Origin of the sequence: Marinibacterium sp. SX1 (genome assembly GCF_050389775.1) — a bacterium.
Lineage (GTDB): Bacteria > Pseudomonadota > Alphaproteobacteria > Rhodobacterales > Rhodobacteraceae > Marinibacterium.
Genome location: NZ_CP177144.1, coordinates 1,695,355 through 1,714,718, shown reverse-complemented (window position 1 = coordinate 1,714,718; position 19,364 = coordinate 1,695,355). Strand labels below are relative to the sequence as shown.

At 72.0% G+C, this 19,364-nt stretch carries 16 protein-coding genes and 1 riboswitch; of the genes, 11 read left to right on the top strand and 5 right to left on the bottom strand.

Translation table 11 applies throughout. The annotated features are described in order from the left end of the window. Positions 1–62: 62 nt before the first annotated feature. Both xylB and ACK3BB_RS07550 read right to left on the bottom strand, forming a co-directional pair. Positions 63–1,514: a xylulokinase gene (xylB, locus tag ACK3BB_RS07555; RefSeq protein WP_428928106.1), complete on the bottom strand. Its 1,452-nt coding sequence runs from the start codon at positions 1,512–1,514 to the stop codon at positions 63–65. A 315-nt stretch (positions 1,515–1,829) separates the two neighbouring features. Then, positions 1,830–3,500 carry an AMP-binding protein gene (locus ACK3BB_RS07550; RefSeq protein ID WP_428928105.1) on the bottom strand — a complete coding sequence of 557 codons (1,671 nt, stop codon included), beginning with the start codon at positions 3,498–3,500 and terminating at the stop codon, positions 1,830–1,832. A gap of 295 nt (positions 3,501–3,795) precedes the next feature. Here ACK3BB_RS07550 and ACK3BB_RS07545 point away from each other — a divergent pair, with 295 nt between their 5' ends. Continuing rightward, complete coding sequence (locus ACK3BB_RS07545) at positions 3,796–4,038, top strand: acyl carrier protein (RefSeq protein ID WP_428928104.1); 243 nt, start codon at positions 3,796–3,798, stop codon at positions 4,036–4,038. A gap of 125 nt (positions 4,039–4,163) precedes the next feature. Here ACK3BB_RS07545 and ACK3BB_RS07540 read toward each other — a convergent pair whose 3' ends face one another. Beyond that, entirely contained in the window at positions 4,164–5,621 is a 1,458-nt protein-coding gene (locus ACK3BB_RS07540) for a cobyric acid synthase (RefSeq protein ID WP_428928103.1), read from the bottom strand. Between the two features lies 1 nt (position 5,622). Beyond that, the gene (locus ACK3BB_RS07535; protein ID WP_428928102.1) at positions 5,623–6,609 is read right to left on the bottom strand and encodes an HAD family hydrolase; all 987 of its coding nucleotides are present in this window, start codon (positions 6,607–6,609) and stop codon (positions 5,623–5,625) included. 294 nt (positions 6,610–6,903) lie between these two features. Further along, positions 6,904–7,132: riboswitch (cobalamin riboswitch) on the top strand. 77 nt (positions 7,133–7,209) lie between these two features. Between ACK3BB_RS07535 and ACK3BB_RS07530 the strand changes: the two genes are divergently transcribed. Genes ACK3BB_RS07530 through cobJ form a run of 7 tightly spaced genes read left to right on the top strand, consistent with a single transcriptional unit; the run spans position 7,210 to position 16,030 of the window. After that, the gene (locus tag ACK3BB_RS07530) at positions 7,210–7,611 is read left to right on the top strand and encodes a DUF1636 family protein (RefSeq protein ID WP_428928101.1); all 402 of its coding nucleotides are present in this window, start codon (positions 7,210–7,212) and stop codon (positions 7,609–7,611) included. Further along, positions 7,608–8,651 (top strand): cobalamin biosynthesis protein CobW, encoded by a 1,044-nt coding sequence (gene cobW, locus ACK3BB_RS07525; protein WP_428928100.1) that lies wholly within the window; start codon positions 7,608–7,610, stop codon positions 8,649–8,651. The genes ACK3BB_RS07530 and cobW overlap by 4 nt, the downstream gene beginning before the upstream one ends. A gap of 3 nt (positions 8,652–8,654) precedes the next feature. After that, positions 8,655–12,665, top strand: coding sequence for a cobaltochelatase subunit CobN (cobN, locus tag ACK3BB_RS07520; protein WP_428928099.1), 4,011 nt, complete (start codon positions 8,655–8,657; stop codon positions 12,663–12,665). Then, positions 12,662–13,867, top strand: a complete 1,206-nt coding sequence (locus tag ACK3BB_RS07515; protein WP_428928098.1) for a cobalamin biosynthesis protein CobG — start codon at positions 12,662–12,664, stop codon at positions 13,865–13,867. Before cobN ends, ACK3BB_RS07515 begins: the two co-directional genes overlap by 4 nt. Next, positions 13,867–14,496 carry a precorrin-8X methylmutase gene (locus ACK3BB_RS07510; RefSeq protein WP_428928097.1) on the top strand — a complete coding sequence of 210 codons (630 nt, stop codon included), beginning with the start codon at positions 13,867–13,869 and terminating at the stop codon, positions 14,494–14,496. The genes ACK3BB_RS07515 and ACK3BB_RS07510 overlap by 1 nt, the downstream gene beginning before the upstream one ends. Further along, positions 14,493–15,212 (top strand): precorrin-2 C(20)-methyltransferase, encoded by a 720-nt coding sequence (cobI, locus tag ACK3BB_RS07505; RefSeq protein WP_428928096.1) that lies wholly within the window; start codon positions 14,493–14,495, stop codon positions 15,210–15,212. Before ACK3BB_RS07510 ends, cobI begins: the two co-directional genes overlap by 4 nt. Beyond that, complete coding sequence (gene cobJ / locus ACK3BB_RS07500) at positions 15,209–16,030, top strand: precorrin-3B C(17)-methyltransferase (protein ID WP_428928095.1); 822 nt, start codon at positions 15,209–15,211, stop codon at positions 16,028–16,030. Before cobI ends, cobJ begins: the two co-directional genes overlap by 4 nt. Here the strand turns inward: cobJ and ACK3BB_RS07495 are convergent. Beyond that, complete coding sequence (locus ACK3BB_RS07495) at positions 16,003–16,767, bottom strand: cobalt-precorrin-6A reductase (protein WP_428928094.1); 765 nt, start codon at positions 16,765–16,767, stop codon at positions 16,003–16,005. The two genes, cobJ and ACK3BB_RS07495, sit on opposite strands and share 28 nt — an antisense overlap. Between ACK3BB_RS07495 and cbiE the strand changes: the two genes are divergently transcribed. From cbiE to cobM, 3 genes are read left to right on the top strand one after another with little or no spacing between them, the layout of a single operon-like run. Continuing rightward, positions 16,766–18,166 (top strand): precorrin-6y C5,15-methyltransferase (decarboxylating) subunit CbiE, encoded by a 1,401-nt coding sequence (gene cbiE, locus ACK3BB_RS07490; RefSeq protein WP_428928093.1) that lies wholly within the window; start codon positions 16,766–16,768, stop codon positions 18,164–18,166. The two genes, ACK3BB_RS07495 and cbiE, sit on opposite strands and share 2 nt — an antisense overlap. Beyond that, positions 18,148–18,534, top strand: coding sequence for a cobalamin biosynthesis protein (locus ACK3BB_RS07485; RefSeq protein ID WP_428928092.1), 387 nt, complete (start codon positions 18,148–18,150; stop codon positions 18,532–18,534). Before cbiE ends, ACK3BB_RS07485 begins: the two co-directional genes overlap by 19 nt. After that, positions 18,531–19,325 carry a precorrin-4 C(11)-methyltransferase gene (cobM, locus tag ACK3BB_RS07480; RefSeq protein WP_428928091.1) on the top strand — a complete coding sequence of 265 codons (795 nt, stop codon included), beginning with the start codon at positions 18,531–18,533 and terminating at the stop codon, positions 19,323–19,325. The genes ACK3BB_RS07485 and cobM overlap by 4 nt, the downstream gene beginning before the upstream one ends. The last annotated feature ends 39 nt before the right edge of the window (positions 19,326–19,364 follow it).

Genomic DNA, 19,364 nt, shown 5'->3' with positions numbered 1-19,364 from the left:
GTTGACGCAAAAAGGGCGGCCCGTGCGGGCCGCCCTTTTCCGTTCCGCCACCCCCGGGGGGATCATTGCAGGTCGAGCACTGCCGGATAGCTGCGCTTGTAGCGCTGGTGCGCCTCGGCAAAGGCCGCGACGAGGCCGGTCTCGGGATCGACGCTGCGGGCGATGTCGGGCGGGGTCATGACCTCCTCGGGCGCCGCGCCGGTCACCCCGCAGATGGCCAGCCGCGCCGCGCCGAGCGCCGCGCCGAATTCGCCCGCCGCCGGCAGGTCGACGGGAATGCCCAGCACCGTTGCCAGAAGCTTGCACCAATAGGCCGACTGGATGCCCCCGCCGATGCCGATCACCCGGTCCAGCCGCGCGCCGGTCTGTCCCAGCGCATCCAGGCAATCCTTCAGCGAAAAGCTCACCCCTTCCATCACGGCCTTGGCCATGGCCGTGCGGTCGCTGCCGATATCGAGGTTCAGGAAGGCCCCGCGCAGCACGCTGTCGTTATGCGGCGTGCGCTCACCCGACAGGTAGGGCAGGAACCGCACCGGCCCGGGGGCCTGCAGGTCGTCGCCCAGCCCGCCGGCCAGGGCGGCCGGGGTCTCGCCGGTGATCCGGCCCAGCCAGTTCAGGCTGTCGGTCGCGGCCAGCACCACGCCCATCTGGTACCAGGCCCCCGGGATCGCGTGGCAGAAGGTATGCACCGCGCTTTCGGCCCGGGGCGCAAAGCCGTCGCGCCCGGCCAGCAGCACCCCCGAGGTGCCCAGCGACACAAAGCCCTGGCCCTCGCCCAGGGCGCCGATGCCACAAGCCGCCACGGCATTGTCGGCCCCTCCGGCCACGACGGCGCAGCCTTCGGGCAGGCCAAGCGCCTGGGCCCGGTCGGCCCGCACCGGCCCGACCACGTCGGTGCCTTCCAGCAGCTCGGGCACCTGGTCCGCGCGCATGCCCGAGGCGCTCAGCAGGTCAGCCGACCAGGCCCGCGCGCCGACATCCAGCCAGGACGTGCCCGCCGCATCCGACATGTCGGAGGTCAGCCGGCCGGTCAGCCAGTAGTTGAGGTAGTCCTTGGGCAGCATGACCGTGGCCACCTGGCCAAAGATCTCGGGCTCGTGCCGGGCCACCCAGGCCAGTTTCGGCGCGGTGAACCCCGGGAAGACGATGTTGCCCGACACCTCGCGAAAAGCCGGCTGGACATCCAGCGCGGCGGCCTCGGCATGGCTGCGGGTGTCGTTCCACAGGATCGCCGGGCGCAGCACGCGGCCATCGGCGCCCAGCATCACCGCCCCGTGCATGTGCCCCGAGGTCGCCAGCCCGCGCACGGCAGCCATCTGCGCCGGGTGGGCCGCGGCCAGCTCGGCCACGACCTGGCCCAGGGCGGTGACCCAATCGGCCGGGTCCTGTTCGCTCCAGCCGGCATGGGGATGGGCCACGGGATAGGCCGCCTCGGCCTGCCCCGCGACCTGCCCGTCGGCGGTAACCAGAAGGGCGCGCAGCCCCGATGTGCCCAGATCAAGGCCAAGAAACATGGATGGACCCTCCCTCATGCGGTTCTTTCGCGGCTGTTGCCGCTAACAGCTGGTGTCGGTCACAGCCATGCCAAATCCACGCGCCGGGGCCAAGGGCCTTGACGCCGGACCGGACTTTTCCCGCCCGTGGCCGCCGTGCGCCGCGACGGGTCGTGCGCCCCGTTGCGCCCTTGCCGGCCGGCTGTTGCCCACACCGGCACCGCGCCTTGCGCCCCACGCGCCCGCATCCGTCCGGTCATATCCGCGCCCGGTCACGCGCAGCACCGACCCAATTTCCAACCGCCAGCCCCGCCCGTGACGGGCGTCGCGGTGGGCTCAGTCAGCCTTGGGCAAGACCGTCAGCGCCCCGCCCAGGTAGGCCTCGCGCAGGGCACCGCGTTGCAGCTTGCCGCTGGTCGTGCGCGGAATCGCGCCCCGGGCGACAAAGACCACCTCGCGCACCGGCAGGCCCAGTTCGCGCCCGATCCGCCCGGCGATCCGTTCGGCCAGGTCCTTCAGCACGTCCGGCCCGCTGCGCCGGTCGACCTCGACCACCAGCACCGGTTGCTCGCCCTGGCCATCCTGGGCCACGGTAAAGGCCGCCGCCCGTTCCATGCCCCCCGATCCGCCTTCGCCCTCGGCCAGCTGTTCCAGCTCGTCAGGCATGTAATTGGTGCCGTTGACGATCAGGATCTCCTTGATGCGCCCGGTCAGATAGATCTCGCCCGCGCGCATGAACCCCAGGTCGCCGGTCTTCAGCCAGCCATCTTCAAAGGCCTCGGCCGTCGCCTCGGGATTGTTGTAATAGCCCGAGATCACCCCCCCGGCCTTCAGGTAGACATGGCCCACGTGGCCCTCGGGCATCTCGCCCTCCGGACCCATGATCTTCAGCGCCGTTTCCTGCAACGGCGCGCCACAGCAGACCACCTCGACCCGGTCGCCCCGGTCGTCGGGTTCCGACATTCCCGTGCGCAGGCCGACGGCCTTCTGGTCCAGCGTCACGCCCAGCGTGGCCTCGGCCATGCCATAGGACGGCGCCAGCATCTCGGCCGGGCAGCCGGCGGCGGCGAACTTGCCCAGGAAGGCCGACAGGGTCTCCGAGCGGGTCATCTCGGCCCCGATGAAACAGGTGTGCCAGCCGCTCAGGTCGATCTCGGCCATCTGCGCCTCGGTCACCCGGTTCACCGCATGGTGCAGCCCGAAATTGGGCGAGCCGCACATCGGCGCATCCATGGAGCCAAGGTGTTTCAGCCATTCATGCGGGCGCGAGAGGTAGGCATTGGGCGGAAAGACCGCGACCTCGACCCCGTTCATGATGCCACCCAGGGTCATCACCAGGCCGAAATCGTGGAACAGCGGCAGCCAGGTCGTGCCCGACCGCGGCGCCACCCCACCTCGCCGGCGGGTGGCCGCGTCGAACATGGCCCAGACATTGTGCATCATGCCCCGGTGGGTGACCTGGGCCGCCTTGGGAATGCCCGTCGAACCGCTGGTCAGCTGCAGGTAGGCGATATCGCCCGGCCCGGCCTCGTGGGCCGGCGGCGCCGTGTCCTCTCCGCCGGGCCCCTCGGCCAGTTCCTCGGGGGTGATCACGATGCAACCTGCGGGTGCGGCATCGGCCCGGGCCCGAAGCGTGTCACCACAGATCACCATCCGCGCATCCAGCAGCGCGGCGATGCCAAAGGTCTTTTCTTCGCGGTAGGCGGCCGAGCCCATGGCAAAGCCCGGCGAGGCCGCCACCGGCAGCGCGCCGAGCCAGACCGTGGCCAGCCAGCAATCGAGCCAGTCCCAGGAATTGGCCAGGCAGATCAGCACCCTGTCGCCAGGCGTGACCCCCCGGGCCGCGATCCGCCCGGCCATCGCCCCGGCGGCATCCAGCAGGCCCTGGTAGCTGCGTGCGCTGACCGGCTTGCAGCGGCCGTTGAACATGGTGACCCGGCGGTCGGGATACCGCGCCGCCGCGGCGCGGACCGCCCCGATCACGTTGCGGTTGTCGTTGTAATGCATCGCCCGCATCCCCTTCTTTGCCCTGGCGTCTTGTTGCGCTGCGGCATGGCCATGATATGGGGGCTGGCCCCGGCTTGTACAGGGATGACCCCCTGCCGGAGGCCCGGAAAATTTGCCACATCTGCATGCACATAGACCCGGCCCGCCTTGACGCCCCGGCGCCCGGCAGGCAACCTGCCGCCCGGTGCGAGCGGTTCGGACCACAACGGGGTCGCCTGCCCGGGCCGGGGCGGTTCCGGGTCCGGCGTGAGACCGCCGCAGTGAATGGTGGATACGGCCTGAAACGGGATCGAACATGAGTACCCAGGACAAAATCCTGAGCCTGCTGGCCGAACATGCCGGCGTCGAAAAGGTCAACCCTTCGGACAAGTTGTTCGGCGGTGGCATCAACCTGTCGTCGGTCGCCTATACCGAGTTCGTGCTGGCCTTCGAAGAAGAATTCGACGTCGAGCTGGACATGGACAGCATGGATACCTCGGTCGAAACCGTCGGCCAGTTCATCGACATGCTCCAGGGCCACCTGCCCGCCCAGGCCTGACCCCCCGGGCAGCGTCCCAGCAGCTCACGGCCAGCTTGCCGGGCCTTTCGGCCCCGCGCGCGGCCGGGACACAGCGCCGGCCTGCTGCTTCTTTCTCTTCATAAATATCCGGCCCGGCGGCGCCGTCAGCGCGCCGCCGAGAAAAGGGCGTCCAGGTCCAGATTGGCCTCGACATGGTGGGCCAGCGCATCCAGCGCATCCTCGACCGACCGGTCATAGCCCGTCCCGCCCGGCACCGGGGCCATTCCAGCCCCGACCCCGTCCAGGAACGCCGCACGGAACCCGTCGTCGCGGAACATCCCGTGCAGGTAGCTGCCCATCACCCGGCCATCGGCGCTGACCGCCCCCTCGGCGCGCCCGTCGACCCGGGCAAAGGGCCGCGCGCAATCCGGCCCGTCGCTGCGCCCGATATGGATCTCGTAGCCCGCGAAACCGCATCCCGTCGCCACATGCTCCGCCGCCGTGCGGGTCAGCCGCTTGTCGCCCGTCATCACCGTCACCACGTCCAGCAGCCCCAGCCCCGGGCTGTCGCCGGCCGGGCCTTCGATGCCCTCGGGGTCCGACACCATCCGGCCCAGCATCTGGTAGCCCCCGCAGATCCCCAGAATCGCCCCGCCCCGCCGGCGGTGGGCGGCCAGGTCGACATCCCAGCCCTGCGCGCGCAGAAAGGCCAGGTCGCCCCGGGTCGACTTGCTGCCCGGCACGATCACCAGGTCGGCATCCCCCGGCAGCGCCTGGCCCGCCCGGAGCATCGTCACCCGCACGCCCGGATGCTGGGCCAGCGGATCGAGGTCATCGAAATTGGCGATCCGCGACAGGGCCAGGCAGACCACGTGCAGCCCCTCTTTGGCCGGGCCCGAGGATATGTCCAGCGCATCTTCGGCCGGCAGGCGCCACGCCTCGGAGAACCATGGGCAGACGCCAAACCCCCGCCAGCCGGTGCGGTCCTCGATAAACCGGTAGCCGTCGTCGAAGAGCCTCGGATCGCCACGGAACTTGTTGATGACAAAGCCGCACACCCGCGCCGCATCCTCGGGCGCCATCACCGCCTGGGTGCCCACCATCTGGGCAATCACCCCGCCCCGGTCGATATCACCGGCCAGGATCACCGGCACGTCGGCGGCCTGGGCAAAGCCCATGTTGGCAATGTCGCCCCGGCGCAGGTTGACCTCGGCCGGGCTGCCCGCGCCTTCGACGATCACCAGGTCATGAGCCGCGGCCAGCCGCCCGAAACTGTCCAGGACCGCGCCCATCAGCCGGGGCTTGAGCGCGGCGTAATCGGCCGCCCGGGTGGTCGTCAGCCGCCGCCCCTGCACCACGACCTGGGCCCCGACATCACTTTCGGGCTTCAGCAGCACCGGGTTCATGTCGGTCACCGGTTCCAGCCCGCAGGCCTGGGCCTGCAGCGCCTGGGCCCGGCCGATCTCGCCCCCATCGGCGGTGACGGCGGCATTGTTCGACATGTTCTGCGGCTTGAAGGGCGCCACGCTCAGGCCCCGCGCCCGGGCCGCCCGGCACAGCCCGGCGACCAGCATGGATTTGCCCACGTTGGACCCGGTGCCCTGGATCATCAGCGCCGGCATGTCACTGTCCCTCGTTCCGGCCGTGACCCCGGCCTGTCACGCCGTTCGGACCGGTCCCATGGCCCGCGCCAGACAGATCGCCCGGCCCTGTCACATCGTCCGGCCGCATTCCATTGCCCCGCCCGGCCTCAGGGCGCGAAATTGTTCCACCACCCGGCCCCTCTTCATCGTCCGGCCCGGTTCCATTATCCGGCCCCATTCCAATATCCGACCCCATTCCAATATCCGGCCCCATTCCAATATCCGGCCCCGCCCCATCATCCGGCCCCGCCCCATCGCCCAGCCCCAGCCGCCCCGGCAGGGCGGACCGGCTCTGCGGGGTGAAATGGAAGGCCTGCCAGCCAAGCGCCCGGGCGGCCTCGATATTGCGGGCGGTATCGTCGATCAGCAGGATGTGTTCCGGCGCCAGCCCGGCCCAGTCGCTGATCTGTTCGAAGAACCCGGCATCGGGCTTGGCCACGCCCATCCGGCCAGAGGCAAAGACCCGCTCGACCCGGCCGGCAAAGCCCATCGTGCCTTCGATATAGGCCGCGCGGTGGCCTTCGTTGTTGGTGCCGATGACCTGGCGCAGGGTCCCCCCGTGGCCGGCGCCCTGCGCCAGCGCATCGAGCCAGGACAGGACCTGGGCATCGGGATGGGCGTCCTTGCGCCACCAGTAGTCGAGGAAATCCGCCGCGGCGATGGCATGACCCTGCTCGGCCAGCCAGGGCCCGACAACGTCCAACAGGTCGATCCGCCCCGAGACGACATCACGCATCCGCCCCGACGCAAAGACGAAATCCGAAAAGGCCGCGGCATCAATGCCCAGGTCGGGGCCAAGGTCATCGGCCCAGACAAACCGGCCGTCGCGGATATTGGCATTGAGCACGCCGTCGAAATCCCAGACCACCAGTCCGACGCCCGGACCTGCCTGTGTACCGGCCTGTTTGCCCGTGTTCACGCCGACCTCTGCGCCCGGCTCTGCCTCGGCCCGTGCCTGCGCGCTCATATCTGCGCCCGCCTGTGCCCCTGCCCTTGCCTGCACCCCAACCTGTGCCTCGGTCTTCGCCCCCGCTTGCGTGCCCGGCTCTGCCCCGGTCCTTCCCTCCGCCCGAGCGCGCGTCTGCGTCACGGCCTGCGCGCCCGCCTCTGCTTCGGCCTCGGTCCCCGCGCCTGCGCCTGCCTGCGCCCCCGACTGTCCCCCCGCCGGTCCGCCCGCCGAAACGGCCTGTTCCGGCCCGTCGTTCCGCGTTGCCATGACCGCTGCCTCCGCTCCGCCGCTTGACAAGTTCCGGGCACCCCTTAAAGGTCGCGCCCTGCTGGTGCCTGTCTTAGGACAGGTGAAAAGGGAATGCGATAGGGGCACGGCCGTGAGGCCCGTTCCGAAGCGCAGCCGCCCCCGCGACCGTGACCGGAGAGGTCGGCCGAATGCCACTGAGAGATCGGGAAGGCAGGCTGACCGGCAGGGATGTGCCGACAAGGCGCCCCTGGCATCCGCAAGCCGGGAGACCTGCCAGCAAGGAACGACGTAACCGGACGGGGTGTGCCGGTGGCGGGCTTGCTTGCCAGCGGTCCCGGCCCTGCCCCCCCGCAATGCTGCGAGGACGCGATGGACGACAGTGCCACCCCGGACACCCCCGACCCGGTGGATCTGCTGATCTGCACGAAATGCCGGATGGGCCTGGCCATCGAGGACGATGCCGACCGCCCCGGGGTCCGGCTGCATGCGGCGTTGCAACAGGCCGGCCTGCCCGACGGCGTGCGGCTGAAGGCCGTCGATTGCCTGTCGAACTGCGACCACGGCTGTTCCGTCGCCCTGCGCGGCGGGCCGAAACGCTGGACCTATGTCTATGGCAACCTCGATGCCGGCGACGCCTCGGTCGGGGTGATCGTCGACGGCGCGAGCCGCTATCTCGAAACCGAAAACGGCCTGGTGCCCTGGCGCGACCGGCCGGTCCACTTCCGCAAGAACTGCATTGCCCGCATTCCCCCCCTGGAGCTGCCCGAATGAGCACGACCACCCTTGAGAAACTGCCCGTCACGATCGTCACGGGCTTCCTCGGATCCGGCAAGACCACGCTGATCCGCCACCTGATGCAGAACCCGGGCGGCAAGCGGCTGGCCGTGGTGGTCAACGAGTTCGGCGATGTCGGTGTCGACGGCGAGATCCTGAAGGGCTGCGCCATCCCGGAATGCCCGGCCGAGAACATCCTGGAGCTGGCCAACGGCTGCATCTGCTGCACCGTGGCCGATGATTTCATCCCGACGATCGAGGCGCTGATGGCGCTGGATCCGGCGCCCGAGCACATCCTGATCGAAACCAGCGGCCTGGCCCTGCCGAAACCGCTGCTCAAGGCCTTCGACTGGCCGGCGATCAAGTCGCGGGTGACCGTGGACGGGGTGATCGCCCTGGCCGATGCCGAGGCCGTGGCGGCCGGGCGCTTTGCCCCCGACGTGGCGGCGGTGGATGCCCAGCGGCTGGCCGATGACAGCATCGACCACGAAACCCCGCTGTCCGAAGTCTTTGAAGACCAGATCGCCTGTGCCGACATCGTGCTGCTGACCAAGCCCGACCTGGCCGGGCCCGAGGGCATCGAAAAGGCCCGGGCGGTGATCGCGGCCGAGGCGCCGCGGGTGCTGCCGGTGGTCGAGGTGGCCGAGGGTGCGGTCGATCCGCGGGTGATCCTGGGGCTGGAAGCGGCGGCCGAAGACGATCTGGACGCACGGCCCAGCCATCACGACGGGGTGCCCGAACATGACCACGAGGATTTCGATTCGATCGTGGTCGAGCTGCCCGAGCTGGACGACCCGGCGACGCTGGTGGCCCGGATCGAGCGGCTGGCGGCCGAGCAGAACATCCTTCGGGTCAAGGGCTATGCGGCGGTGACGGGCAAGCCGATGCGCCTTTTGGTGCAGGCCGTGGGCGGACGGGTGCGCCACCAGTACGACCGGATGTGGGCGGGTGACGCGCCGCGGGTCGGCAAGCTGGTGGTGATCGGCGAACATGACGACATCGTTGCCGAACGGATCCGCGGGGTCCTGCTGGGCTGAGCCATGCATGTCGTCTTTCGCGAACGCCAGGGCCTGGAGGAAGGCGACACGCCGGTCGACCTGGACCAGTCGCCGGCCGAGCTGGTGGTGCTGTCCTTCTCGGACAGCGACCTGGGCGCCTTTGCGGCCGGGTGGCACCGGGCGCGACAGGCTGCGGGCGGCGATGATGAGCGGGCCGCCACGGGCACGGGCGGCGGCAACGACGGGGCCACGACTGTAACGGGGGGATGCCGTGACGGCGCCCCCCCGGCCGTGGCGGAGACCGGCGGACGTGGCGGCGATGGGGCCGTAGCGGACACCGGCGGACAAGGCGGCGGCACCCCGGCCGCAATGGACACGGCCACCCCCGGCGACAGCGACAACCGGGCCGCGACGGAAACGGACCTGCGCGGCGGTGACGGGGCGGCGGGGAAGATCCCCGCCCTACGCCTGGCGAACCTGTCGGCACTGACCCACCCGCTGTCGGTCGACACCTATGTCGAAAAGACCCTGTCGGGCGCCCGGGCCGTGCTGGTGCGGCTGATCGGCGGGGTGCCCTATTGGCGCTACGGGCTGGACCAGCTGCGCGACCTGGCCGCGCGGCAGGGCCTGGCCGTGGCCGTTCTGCCGGCCGACGGTCGGGCGGATCCGGCGCTGGACGCCTATTCGACCCTGCCTGTCTCGACCCTGCGGCGCCTGCAGCACCTGTGCGACGAGGGTGGCGCGGTGGCCGCCCAGGCCGCGCTGGCCCAGCTGGCCCTGTCCGCCGGGATCTACATGGCCCCCGTGCCCGGCGAGAAACGCCTGCCGCAGATGGGCGCCTGGACACCCGAAGCAGGTGTCTTCGGGCTGGATGACAACGGCCCGGCCACGCTTGCGGCCCATGGGACGGGAAGCACGTTGGCGACCAATGAAACCGGGCGCACACGCGCAACCGATGGGCCGGCGGACGCAATTGCCACAGACGAACCGGGCCAGCCGGAGCCATCGGCCGACGCGCCCTCGCCCCGGACCAGGATCCTGGTGGTGTTCTACCGATCCTATGTCGCGGCGGCCGACCTCGGCCCGGTCGAGGCGCTCTTTGCGGCCTTCCGCCAGAGGGGCTGCGAGGTCGCCGGGCTCTTCGCCCCGTCCCTCAAGGCGCCCGAGGCCGCGGCCTGGCTGGAAGCGCGGGTGGCCGAATGGGGCCCGGCGGCGATCATCAACGTGACGGCCTTTTCCGGGCGCGGGGCGGCGGGCCGCTCGCCGCTGGACATCGCCGGGGTGCCGGTCTTTCAGGCCACGCTGGCCACGAGCAGCCGGGCCGATTGGGCCGGGGCGGAACGCGGGCTGTTGCCGGCCGACCTGGCGATGCACGTGGTCCTGCCCGAAGTCGACGGGCGGATCGGCGGCGGGGTGGTATCGTTCAAGGAACCCGGCCCGCGCGATCCGGCGCTGGAATTCGCCCGGGTCGCCCATGTGGCCGATGCCGGCCGCGTCGCCGCGCTGGCCGACCGGGTGATGGGCTGGGTGGGCCTGCAACAGGGCCATGACGGGGCGGTTGCCCTGGTGCTGTCGACCTATCCGGGCAAGGATTGGCAGCTGGGCCATGCCGTGGGCCTGGATGCGCCGGCCTCGGCCCGGGCGATGCTCGAGGACCTGGGCCTGACACCGCCGGCCGACCTGGCCAAAGCCCTGCAGGACGGGCGCCAGCGCTTCGGGCTCGATGCCTACCACGCCGCATTGGCCGCGCTGCCCGACGAGATGCGGGCCGAATTGGACCGGGCGCACGGGCCGGCCGCCAACGACCCGGCCGTGCGCGACGGGGCCTTTGAATTCGCGGCGCTGGCCCTGGGCCCGACGGTGGTGGCCCTGCAGCCCGAACGGGGCGATGCCGCCGGGCGCGAGGACGAATACCACGACCTGGCCCGGGTGCCGCGCCATGGCTACGTGGCCTTTTATCTCTGGCTGCGCCATAGGGTGCGGGCCATGGTGCATATCGGCGCCCATGGCACGCTTGAATGGCTGCCGGGCAAGGCCGTGGCCCTGTCGGACACCTGCTGGCCCGAGGCGCTGCTGGGCGATCTGCCGGTGATCTACCCGTTCATCGTCAACGACCCCGGCGAGGCGGCCCAGGCCAAGCGCCGGATCGGGGCGGTGACCATCGGCCACGTGCCGCCACCGCTGAAGGACAGCGGCACGCCGGAGCGCCTGGCCCGGCTGGAGGCCCTGCTGGACGAGTTTTCCAATGCCGACGGGCTGGACCCGCGCCGGCGCGACGCGCTGCAGGACGACATCCGGGATGAAGCCCGGGCGCTGGGGCTGGAGGCCGACCTGGGGCTGGATCCCGGGGCCGGGCCGGCCGAGGCGATCGGGCGGATCGACCGGTTTGTCTGCGACGTGAAGGACAGCCAGTTCGGCGACGGGCTGCACGTGTTCGGCCGGGCGCCCGAGGCGGCGCGGGACGGGGCATCGCAGACCGGCGCGGTGCGGGCGGAAGCGGCGCAGGTCGAGGCGGTGACCGAGGGGATTGGCCAGGTCGGGACGGCGCGGGATGGAACGGCGCCGGTCAAGGCGTCGAGGGGTGAGACGGCGCAGAAGGGAACGCCCCAGGTCGAGGCGGCCCAGCAAGGACCGACACAGTCCGGGGTGGCGCACGAGCGGAATTCGCAGGTCGAGGCGGCTCGGGCCAGCGCGGTGCAAACCGGGATGGCAACGGAGCAGACGTCGCAGGCCGGAGCGGCACAGGTGGGAACGTTGCAGGACAGGGCGGCGAAGGACGGGGCCTTTGATGTCGCCCCCTCCGCCCGGGCCGAACGCGCGGCGCTCGGCCATGCGCTGGCCGGGCGCTTTGTCGCGCCGGGCCCGTCGGGCTCGCCCTATCGCGGGCGCCGGGACGTGCTGCCGACGGGGCGCAACCTCTTCACGACCGACCCCCGGTCGGTGCCGACCCGGGCCGCCTGGCGGCAGGGCCGGCGGCTGGCCGACGAGCTGGTCCGGCGCCACCTGCAGGACGATGGCGACTGGCCCCGGGGCGTGGTGGTCGATCTCTGGGGGTCGGCCACGATGCGCACGGCGGGCGAGGAATTTGCCATGGCCCTGGCGCTGATCGGGGTGCGGCCCTGCTGGGACGAGGGATCGGAACGGGTGTCGGGCATCGAGGCGGTGCCCCTGACCGAGATGGACCGGCCGCGGATCGACGTGACGCTGCGGGTGTCCGGCCTGTTCCGCGATGTCTTTCCGTCGCTGGCCGGGCTCTTTGGCCAGGCCGTGCGGATGCTGGCCGGGCGCGACGAGGCGGCCGATTTCAACCCCTATGTCACGGGCGCGGGGACTGGCGGCCCGCGGGTCTACGGCCCGGCGCCGGGGTCCTACGGGCTGGGCCTGGGCGATCTGCCCGAGCAATACGGCGCCGAAGCCCGGGCCCGGGCCGGCGAGGCCTGGCTGGCGGCCAGTGCCTGGGCGCTGGATGGGGCTCAGAACGGGGCTGACGCGGTCCATGATCCGGCCGGCATCCGGGCCAGGGTGGCCGGGGCCGATGCCTTCGTGCACCTGCAGGACCTGGCCGAGAGCGACCTCTTGCTGGCCGCCGATTACGCCGCCCACGAGGCCGGCTTTGCCGCCGCGCAGGCCGTGGCGCAGGACGGCGCGGACCAACAGGCCCCGGCCCGGCTCTGGCACCTGGACAACACCGATCCCGATCGGGTGCGGGTACGGGCCCTGGGCGAGGAAATCGCCCGGGTGGTCCAGGCCAGGGCCAGCCATCCCGGCTGGATCGCGGGGATGCAGCGGCACGGCTTCCGGGGCGCGGCCGAGATCGCTGCCACGCTGGACCACATGGCGGCCTTTGCCCAGCTGGCCGGGGTGGTGGGTGACCACCTGTTCGATCTCTATTTCGATGCCACCCTGGGCGATGACCGGGTGGCAGCCTTCCTGGCCGAGGCCAACCCCCGGGCCCATGCGGCCATGTGGGACCGGTTCCGGGCGCTGGATGCGGCCGGGCTCTGGGCGACCCGGCGCAATGCCATCCGCGCGGCGCTGGAGGGCGTGGCATGAGCGTGAAGGGCTGGTGTCCGGGGGCCTGGCGGCCGATGGCCTCGGGCGACGGGCTGGTCGTGCGGGTGCGCCCGCGGCTGGCCCGGCTGACGGCGGCCCAGGCCGAGGGGCTTTGTACCCTGGCCCTGCGCCACGGATCGGGGCTGATCGATGTGACCAACCGGGCCAACCTGCAGCTGCGGGGCGTGGCCGAAACGGCCCACGCGGCGCTGCTGGAGGGGCTGGGCGAGCTGGGGCTGCTGGATGACGATCCGGCGCTGGAAGGCCGGCGCAACCTGCTGGTGGCGCCGTTCTGGACCGGGGGCGACCTGACGCGCCGGCTGGCCGAAGAGCTGTTGGCCCGGCTGGCGGAGCTGCCGGAGTTGCCGGCCAAGTTCGGCTTTGCGGTGGATTGCGGTGACACGCCCTGCCTCGGCGGGGCGCCGGCCGATATCCGTATCGAACGCGGCGCCGGCGGGCTGATCCTGCGGGCCGAAGGGGCCGACAGCGGGCGGGCGGTTGGCCCGGAGGAGGCCGTGAGCCGGGCGATCGAGCTGGCCCATTGGTTTGCCCGGGCACGCGGGGAGGACCGTGAGGACGGGACCGGCGGGGTAAACCCCGCCCTACGTCCCCCGACGCGCATGGCCCGGCTGCTGGCCCACCGGCCCCTGCCCGCACTCTGGACCGGCCATGCGCCGCATCGCGTAGGGCGGGGTTTACCCCGCCACCCGGGCCCGACGCCGGTCGGGCCGATGCTGGGCCTGCCCTTCGGCCAGATCGCCGGCGCCGACCTGCCCCGGCTGATGGCCGCCTCGGGCGCGCGGGCCATCCGTGTCACGCCCTGGCGCTGCATCATCCTGGAAGACGGCGCGCCGGTCACCGACCCCGCCGTGCTGAGCGATCCCGACGACCCGCTGCTGGGCGCCGATGCCTGCCCCGGCGCGCCCTTCTGCACATCGGCCAGCGTCGAGACCCGGGCGCTGGCGCGCCGGCTGGCCCGGCCGGGCCTGGGCCTGCATGTCTCGGGCTGCGCCAAGGGCTGCGCCCGGGCCGGGCCGGCCGAGCTGACGCTCGTCGGCCGCGACGGGCGCTTCGACCTTGTCGAAGGCGGGCATGCATGGGATGAGCCCAGCCAGCGCGGGCTGACGCCCGCCCAACTCGACGAACCCGGCGGCGCGCTGACGCGCGCCACCACGCATTCGACCCGCAGCGGGAGGCGCTGATGCCCTACGAATACGAAACCGATGGCGCCGCGATCTATCGCCAGTCCTTCGCCACGATCCGGGCCGAGGCCGACCTGGCCGGGCTGGACCCCGACGAGGAACAGGTGGCCGTGCGCATGATCCATGCCGCCGGGCTGGTCGGGCTGGAACGCGACATCCGCTTCTCGCCGGGTGTCGTGGCCGCTGCCCGCACGGCGCTGGAAAACGGCGCGCCGGTGCTGTGCGACGCGCGGATGGTGTCCGAGGGCATCACGCGCAAGCGCCTGCCGGCCGACAACCCGGTGATCTGCACGTTGCAGGACCCCGCCGTGCCGGCCCTGGCCGCACAGATGGGCAACACCCGTTCGGCCGCCGCGCTGGAATTGTGGCGCCCGCAGCTGGCCGGGGCGGTTGTGGCCATCGGCAATGCGCCCACGGCCCTGTTCCACCTGCTCAACATGCTCGAAGACCCGGCCTGCCCGCGCCCGGCGGCGATCATCGGCTGCCCGGTGGGCTTTGTCGGGGCGATGGAAAGCAAGGACGCCCTGTGGCAGGCCCGCCCGGTGCCCTGCATCATCGTGCGCGGCCGCCTGGGCGGCAGCGCGATCACCGTTGCGGCGGTCAATGCCATCGCGAGCCGCGCCGAATGACCGGCACGATCCACGGCGTGGGCCTGGGCCCCGGCAACCGCGACCTGATGAGCGTCCGGGCCGACCGGCTGGTGCGCCAGGCCCGCCACGTGGCCTATTTCCGCAAGGCCGGCCGCCAGGGCCAGGCCCGGCGCATCGTCGAGGGCATGATTGCCCCCGGGGCCACCGAACACGCGATGGAATACCCGGTCACGACGGAAATCCCCCTGACCGATCCGCGCTACAACGCCTGTCTCTCGGCCTTTTATGCCGAGTGCACCGAGCGGCTGACCGCCCTGGCCCGGGCCGGCGAGGACGTCGTCGTGCTCTGCGAGGGCGATCCGTTCTTCTACGGCTCGTTCATGCACCTGCACGCCCGGCTGCAGGTGCCGGTCGAGGTGGTCCCGGCCACGACCGGCATGTCGGCGGCCTGGACGGCCACGGGCCTGCCCATCACCTGGGGCGACGACGTGCTGAGCGTGCTGATGGGCACGCTGGCCGAGGATGACCTGGTGCGCCACATGGAAGCCGCCGATGCGCTGGTGGTCATGAAGATCGGGCGCAACATCGACAAGGTCCGCCGGGCGCTGACCCGAGCCGGCAAGGCCGAGGCGGCCTGGATCGTGGAATACGCGGCGATGGACCAGCAGAGCGTGCGCCCCCTGGCCGAGGCCGGCGATGGCGTGACGCCCTATTTCTCGATCATCATCGTCCATGGCCAGGGGCGGCGGCCATGAGCGCCGGGACAGGCGGGCCGGACAGCGGCCCCGAGAACGGCCCCGAAAACAGCCCCAGTACGGCCACCGGCTGGCTGGTCATCGCCGGGCTGGGCCCGGGAGACGCGGCGCTGATCACCCCCGAGGTGCAGGCCGCGCTGGACCAGGCCACCGACGTCGTGGGCTATTTCCCCTATGTCGCCCGGGTCGCTGAACGGCCGGGGCTGACCCTGCACGGGTCCGACAACCGGGTCGAGGTCGACCGCGCCCTGGCGGCGCTGCGGCTCTGCGCCGGGGGCCGTCGGGTGGTCGTGGTGTCGTCGGGCGATCCCGGGGTCTTTGCCATGGCCGCCGCGGTCTTCGAGGCGCTGGAAACCGGGCCGGCCGACTGGGCCGGGATGGACATCCGCGTGCTGCCCGGGATCACGGCCATGCTGGCCGCCGCGGCCCGGGCCGGAGCGCCGCTGGGCCATGATTTCTGTGCCATCAACCTCAGCGACAACCTAAAGCCCTGGGCGCTGATCGAAAAACGCCTGCGCCTGGCGGTCGAGGGCGATTTTGCCATGGCCTTCTACAACCCGCGCTCGCGGTCGCGGCCCGAAGGCTTTGGCCGGGCGCTAGAGATCCTGCGCGCGGCGGCCGGCGACGACCGGCCTGTGATCTTTGCCCGGGCGGTCAGCCGGGCCGACGAGAACCTGCGCGTGGTGCCCCTGTCGCAGGCCACGGCCGAGATGGCCGACATGCAGACCGTGGTCATCGTCGGCGCGTCCAACACCCGGCTGATCGACCGGCCCGACGGATTGCCTTTCGTCTATACCCCGCGGAAAGTGGAGGCATGAGCGAGCCAGTCGAGAACCGCGTCCACCGTGGCGGCTTCGGGCCGGGGCGGCAGGGCCGGCCGGTCGATCATCAGCACCGGCAGGCCAAGCGCCCGGGCGGCGGCGATCTTGGCATGGGCCCCGGTGCCACCGGCATTCTTGGACACGACAAGATCGATGGCATGGGCCTGCAGCAGCGCGCGGTCGGCGTCTTCGTCGAAGGGCCCGCGGGCTATGATCGCCCGGCCGTCGGGAAAGGGCAGCGGGCCCTGGGGCGGATCGACCAGGCGGACGACGTAATGGTGCCGGGGCGCGACGGCAAAGGCGGCCATGGTCTGGCGGCCCGTGGCCAGGAAGATGCGGCGCGCCGGCCCGCCAGGGGCGGCAAGCCGGGCCACGGCGGCGGCGATGTCGGGCACGACCTGCCAGTTGTCGCCCGGCCCGGCCGTCCAGGGCGGCCGGCCGAGCGCGATCAGCGGCACGCCGGCCGCCTGCGCCGCGGCCACGGCATTGGCGCTCATGCCCGCGGCAAAGGGATGGGTGGCATCGACCAGGTGGGTCACCCCGGTGTCGCGCAGATAGGCCACCAGCCCGTCCACCCCGCCGAAGCCGCCGATGCGCAGCGGCAGGGGCTGGGCCTTGGGATCGGCCACGCGGCCGGCCAGCGACAGCACGGCCGGAATGCCCGCCGCGGCGACCGCCCGGGCCAGGGCCGAGGCTTCGGTCGTGCCTCCGAGAATGAGAAGGGTGCGGCGCATGGCTGAGGCTTCCTGGCTGACGATCGTGGGCCTGGGCGAAGATGGCCCGGAGGGGCTGTCGCCCGCAAGCCGCGAAGCGCTCGACACGGCCGAGATCGTCATGGGCCCGGCGCGACACCTGGGCCTCCTGGGCGCAGGGACGGCCGAGCGGGTCGAATGGCCGGTGCCCTATGCCGACGGCATCCCCCTGCTGATGGGCTATCGCGGCCGGCGGGTGGCGGTGCTGGCCTCGGGCGATCCGTTCTGGTTCGGGGCGGGCACGACGCTGACGCGCCTGTTGCGGCCCGGTGAATGGCGGGTCCTGCCCGGCGTATCCTGCTTTGCGCTGGCCGTGTCGCGGCTGGGCTGGGCGCTGGAAGACACCGATTGCCTGGGCCTGCATGCCGCGCCGCTGACGCGGCTGCGCCCCCGGCTGGCGCCCGGCGCGCGCCTCGTGGTCACCCTGCGCGATGGCGCCGCTGTCGCGGCGCTGGCCGGCTATCTCGACGGGGCCGGCTTCGGCGCGTCGCGCCTGTGGGTCATGGAGGCCCTGGGCGGCCCGCGCGAGCGGATCACGGAAAGCCGGGCCGATGCGCTGGTCGAGGCCCTTTCCGAGACGGGAACCGAAACAGGAACCGGACCTGCGACAGAGGCAGGGACTGGGACCGAGACCGAGACTGAGACCGAGACCGAGACCGAGACCGAGACCGAGACCGAGACCGAGACCGAGACCGAGACTGGACCAACGACCACGACAAGACCAACACCAGCGACAACACCAGCAGCCAGCACCGGGACCACCCCCTTCGGCCACCCGGTGGTCGCGGCAATCGAGGTGGCCGGCGATGGTGCCCTGCCCTGCGTGCCCGGGCGCGACGATGCCACCTTCGACCATGACGGCCAGATCACCAAGGCCCCGGTCCGGGCCCTGACCCTGGCTGCGCTGGCCCCCCGCCCGGGCGAGATGCTCTGGGACATCGGCGGCGGGTCGGGATCGGTGGCCATCGAATGGCTGCTGGCCCATCCGCGCAACCGGGCGATCAGCATCGAGGCCGATGCCGGGCGGGCCGAACGCCTGCGGGCCAATGCCGACCGGCTGGGGGTCGACCGGCTGACCTGCGTGACCGGCACGGCGCCCGAGGCGCTGGACGCGCCCGACCTGGCCGGCACGGCGCCCGACGCGGTCTTTGTCGGCGGCGGGCTCTCGCCCGCCCTGCTCGACCGGCTGGTCGCCCTGGGTCCGGGCACGCGGATCGTGGCCAATGCCGTGACGCTGGAAAGCGAGGCCCTGCTGACCCGGGTCCGGCAGGCCCATGGCGGCACCCTGATGCGCATCGACATCGCCCGGGCCCGTCCCCTGGGCACGCGCACCGGCTGGGCCGCGGCCTATCCGATCGTGCAATGGAGCGTCGTCCTGTGATCGTCGCCGGCTTCGGATTTCGCGACGGGGCGGCGGCCGACAGCCTGGCCGCCGCGCTGGACGACGCCCTGACCGCGGCCGGGCTCGACAGCCCGCCCGACCTGCTGGCCACGCTGCCGGCCAAGGCCGCCCACCCGGCCTTCCTGGCCCTGGCCGAACGGCTGGGCCTGGACACCCGGGCCGCCGCGGCCGACGGCCGGCCCCTGATCACCCGCTCACCCGCCGCCCTGGCCCGCCACGGCACCGGCAGCGTGGCCGAGGCCGCGGCCCTGGCCGCAGCCGGCCCGGGCGGGCGCCTGGCCGGCCCCCGCACCATATCCTTTGACCGGATGGCCACCTGTGCCATCGCCCTGGGAGAGACCCAATGACCGTTCATTTCATCGGCGCCGGCCCCGGCGCGCCCGACCTGCTGACCCTGCGCGGGCGCGACCTGATCGCGGCCTGCCCGGTCTGCCTCTATGCCGGATCGCTGGTGCCCCAGGCCGTGCTCGACCATTGCCCCGAGGGCGCCCATGTCGTGAACACCGCGCCGATGGACCTGGATGCCATCATGGCCGAGATCGCCACGGCCCATGAACGCGGCCAGGACATCGCCCGGCTGCATTCGGGCGATCTGTCGGTCTGGTCGGCCATGGGCGAACAGCTGCGCCGGCTCAAGGCCCTGGGCATCCCCTTCACGGTGACCCCCGGCGTTCCCAGCTTTTCCGCCGCCGCCGCCGCGCTGGGGGCCGAGCTGACCCTGCCGGGCATCGCCCAGTCGGTCGTGCTGACCCGGACCTCGGGGCGGGCGACCTCGATGCCCGACGGCGAGACGCTGGCCAATTTCGGACGGACCGGGGCGACGCTGGCCCTGCACCTGTCCATCGGCAACATCGCCCGGGTGGTGGCCGAGCTGACCCCGCATTACGGCGGCGATTGCCCGGTGGCCGTGGTGTTCCGCGCGTCCTGGCCCGACGAGCGGATCATCCATGCGACGCTGGACACTGTCGAAGCCGCGCTCAGCCCCGACATCACGCGCACCGCGCTGATCCTCGTCGGCCGGGCCCTGGCCGCCGAGGGTTTTGCCGAAAGCTGCCTCTATTCCCCCGATTACGACCGGCGCTACCGCCCGCAATCGGCCGACAGCCCCTGGAGCGAATGGGTCGAAGGCGATGACTGAGCCCCGGATCGAGCCCGCACCCGACGCGGCCACCGGCGC

Excerpts from the sequence above, each read along its gene's own strand:
- xylB (WP_428928106.1), bottom strand. The coding sequence starts at position 1,514 with ATGTTTCTTGGCCTTGATCTGGGCACATCGGGGCTGCGCGCCCTTCTG.
- ACK3BB_RS07550 (WP_428928105.1), bottom strand. The coding sequence starts at position 3,500 with ATGCATTACAACGACAACCGCAACGTGATCGGGGCGGTCCGCGCCGCG.
- ACK3BB_RS07545 (WP_428928104.1), top strand. The coding sequence starts at position 3,796 with ATGAGTACCCAGGACAAAATCCTGAGCCTGCTGGCCGAACATGCCGGC.
- ACK3BB_RS07540 (WP_428928103.1), bottom strand. The coding sequence starts at position 5,621 with ATGCCGGCGCTGATGATCCAGGGCACCGGGTCCAACGTGGGCAAATCC.
- ACK3BB_RS07535 (WP_428928102.1), bottom strand. The coding sequence starts at position 6,609 with ATGAGCGCGCAGGCACGGGCCGAGGCAGAGCCGGGCGCAGAGGTCGGC.
- ACK3BB_RS07530 (WP_428928101.1), top strand. The coding sequence starts at position 7,210 with ATGGACGACAGTGCCACCCCGGACACCCCCGACCCGGTGGATCTGCTG.
- cobW (WP_428928100.1), top strand. The coding sequence starts at position 7,608 with ATGAGCACGACCACCCTTGAGAAACTGCCCGTCACGATCGTCACGGGC.
- cobN (WP_428928099.1), top strand. The coding sequence starts at position 8,655 with ATGCATGTCGTCTTTCGCGAACGCCAGGGCCTGGAGGAAGGCGACACG.
- ACK3BB_RS07515 (WP_428928098.1), top strand. The coding sequence starts at position 12,662 with ATGAGCGTGAAGGGCTGGTGTCCGGGGGCCTGGCGGCCGATGGCCTCG.
- ACK3BB_RS07510 (WP_428928097.1), top strand. The coding sequence starts at position 13,867 with ATGCCCTACGAATACGAAACCGATGGCGCCGCGATCTATCGCCAGTCC.
- cobI (WP_428928096.1), top strand. The coding sequence starts at position 14,493 with ATGACCGGCACGATCCACGGCGTGGGCCTGGGCCCCGGCAACCGCGAC.
- cobJ (WP_428928095.1), top strand. The coding sequence starts at position 15,209 with ATGAGCGCCGGGACAGGCGGGCCGGACAGCGGCCCCGAGAACGGCCCC.
- cbiE (WP_428928093.1), top strand. The coding sequence starts at position 16,766 with ATGGCTGAGGCTTCCTGGCTGACGATCGTGGGCCTGGGCGAAGATGGC.
- ACK3BB_RS07495 (WP_428928094.1), bottom strand. The coding sequence starts at position 16,767 with ATGCGCCGCACCCTTCTCATTCTCGGAGGCACGACCGAAGCCTCGGCC.
- ACK3BB_RS07485 (WP_428928092.1), top strand. The coding sequence starts at position 18,148 with ATGGAGCGTCGTCCTGTGATCGTCGCCGGCTTCGGATTTCGCGACGGG.
- cobM (WP_428928091.1), top strand. The coding sequence starts at position 18,531 with ATGACCGTTCATTTCATCGGCGCCGGCCCCGGCGCGCCCGACCTGCTG.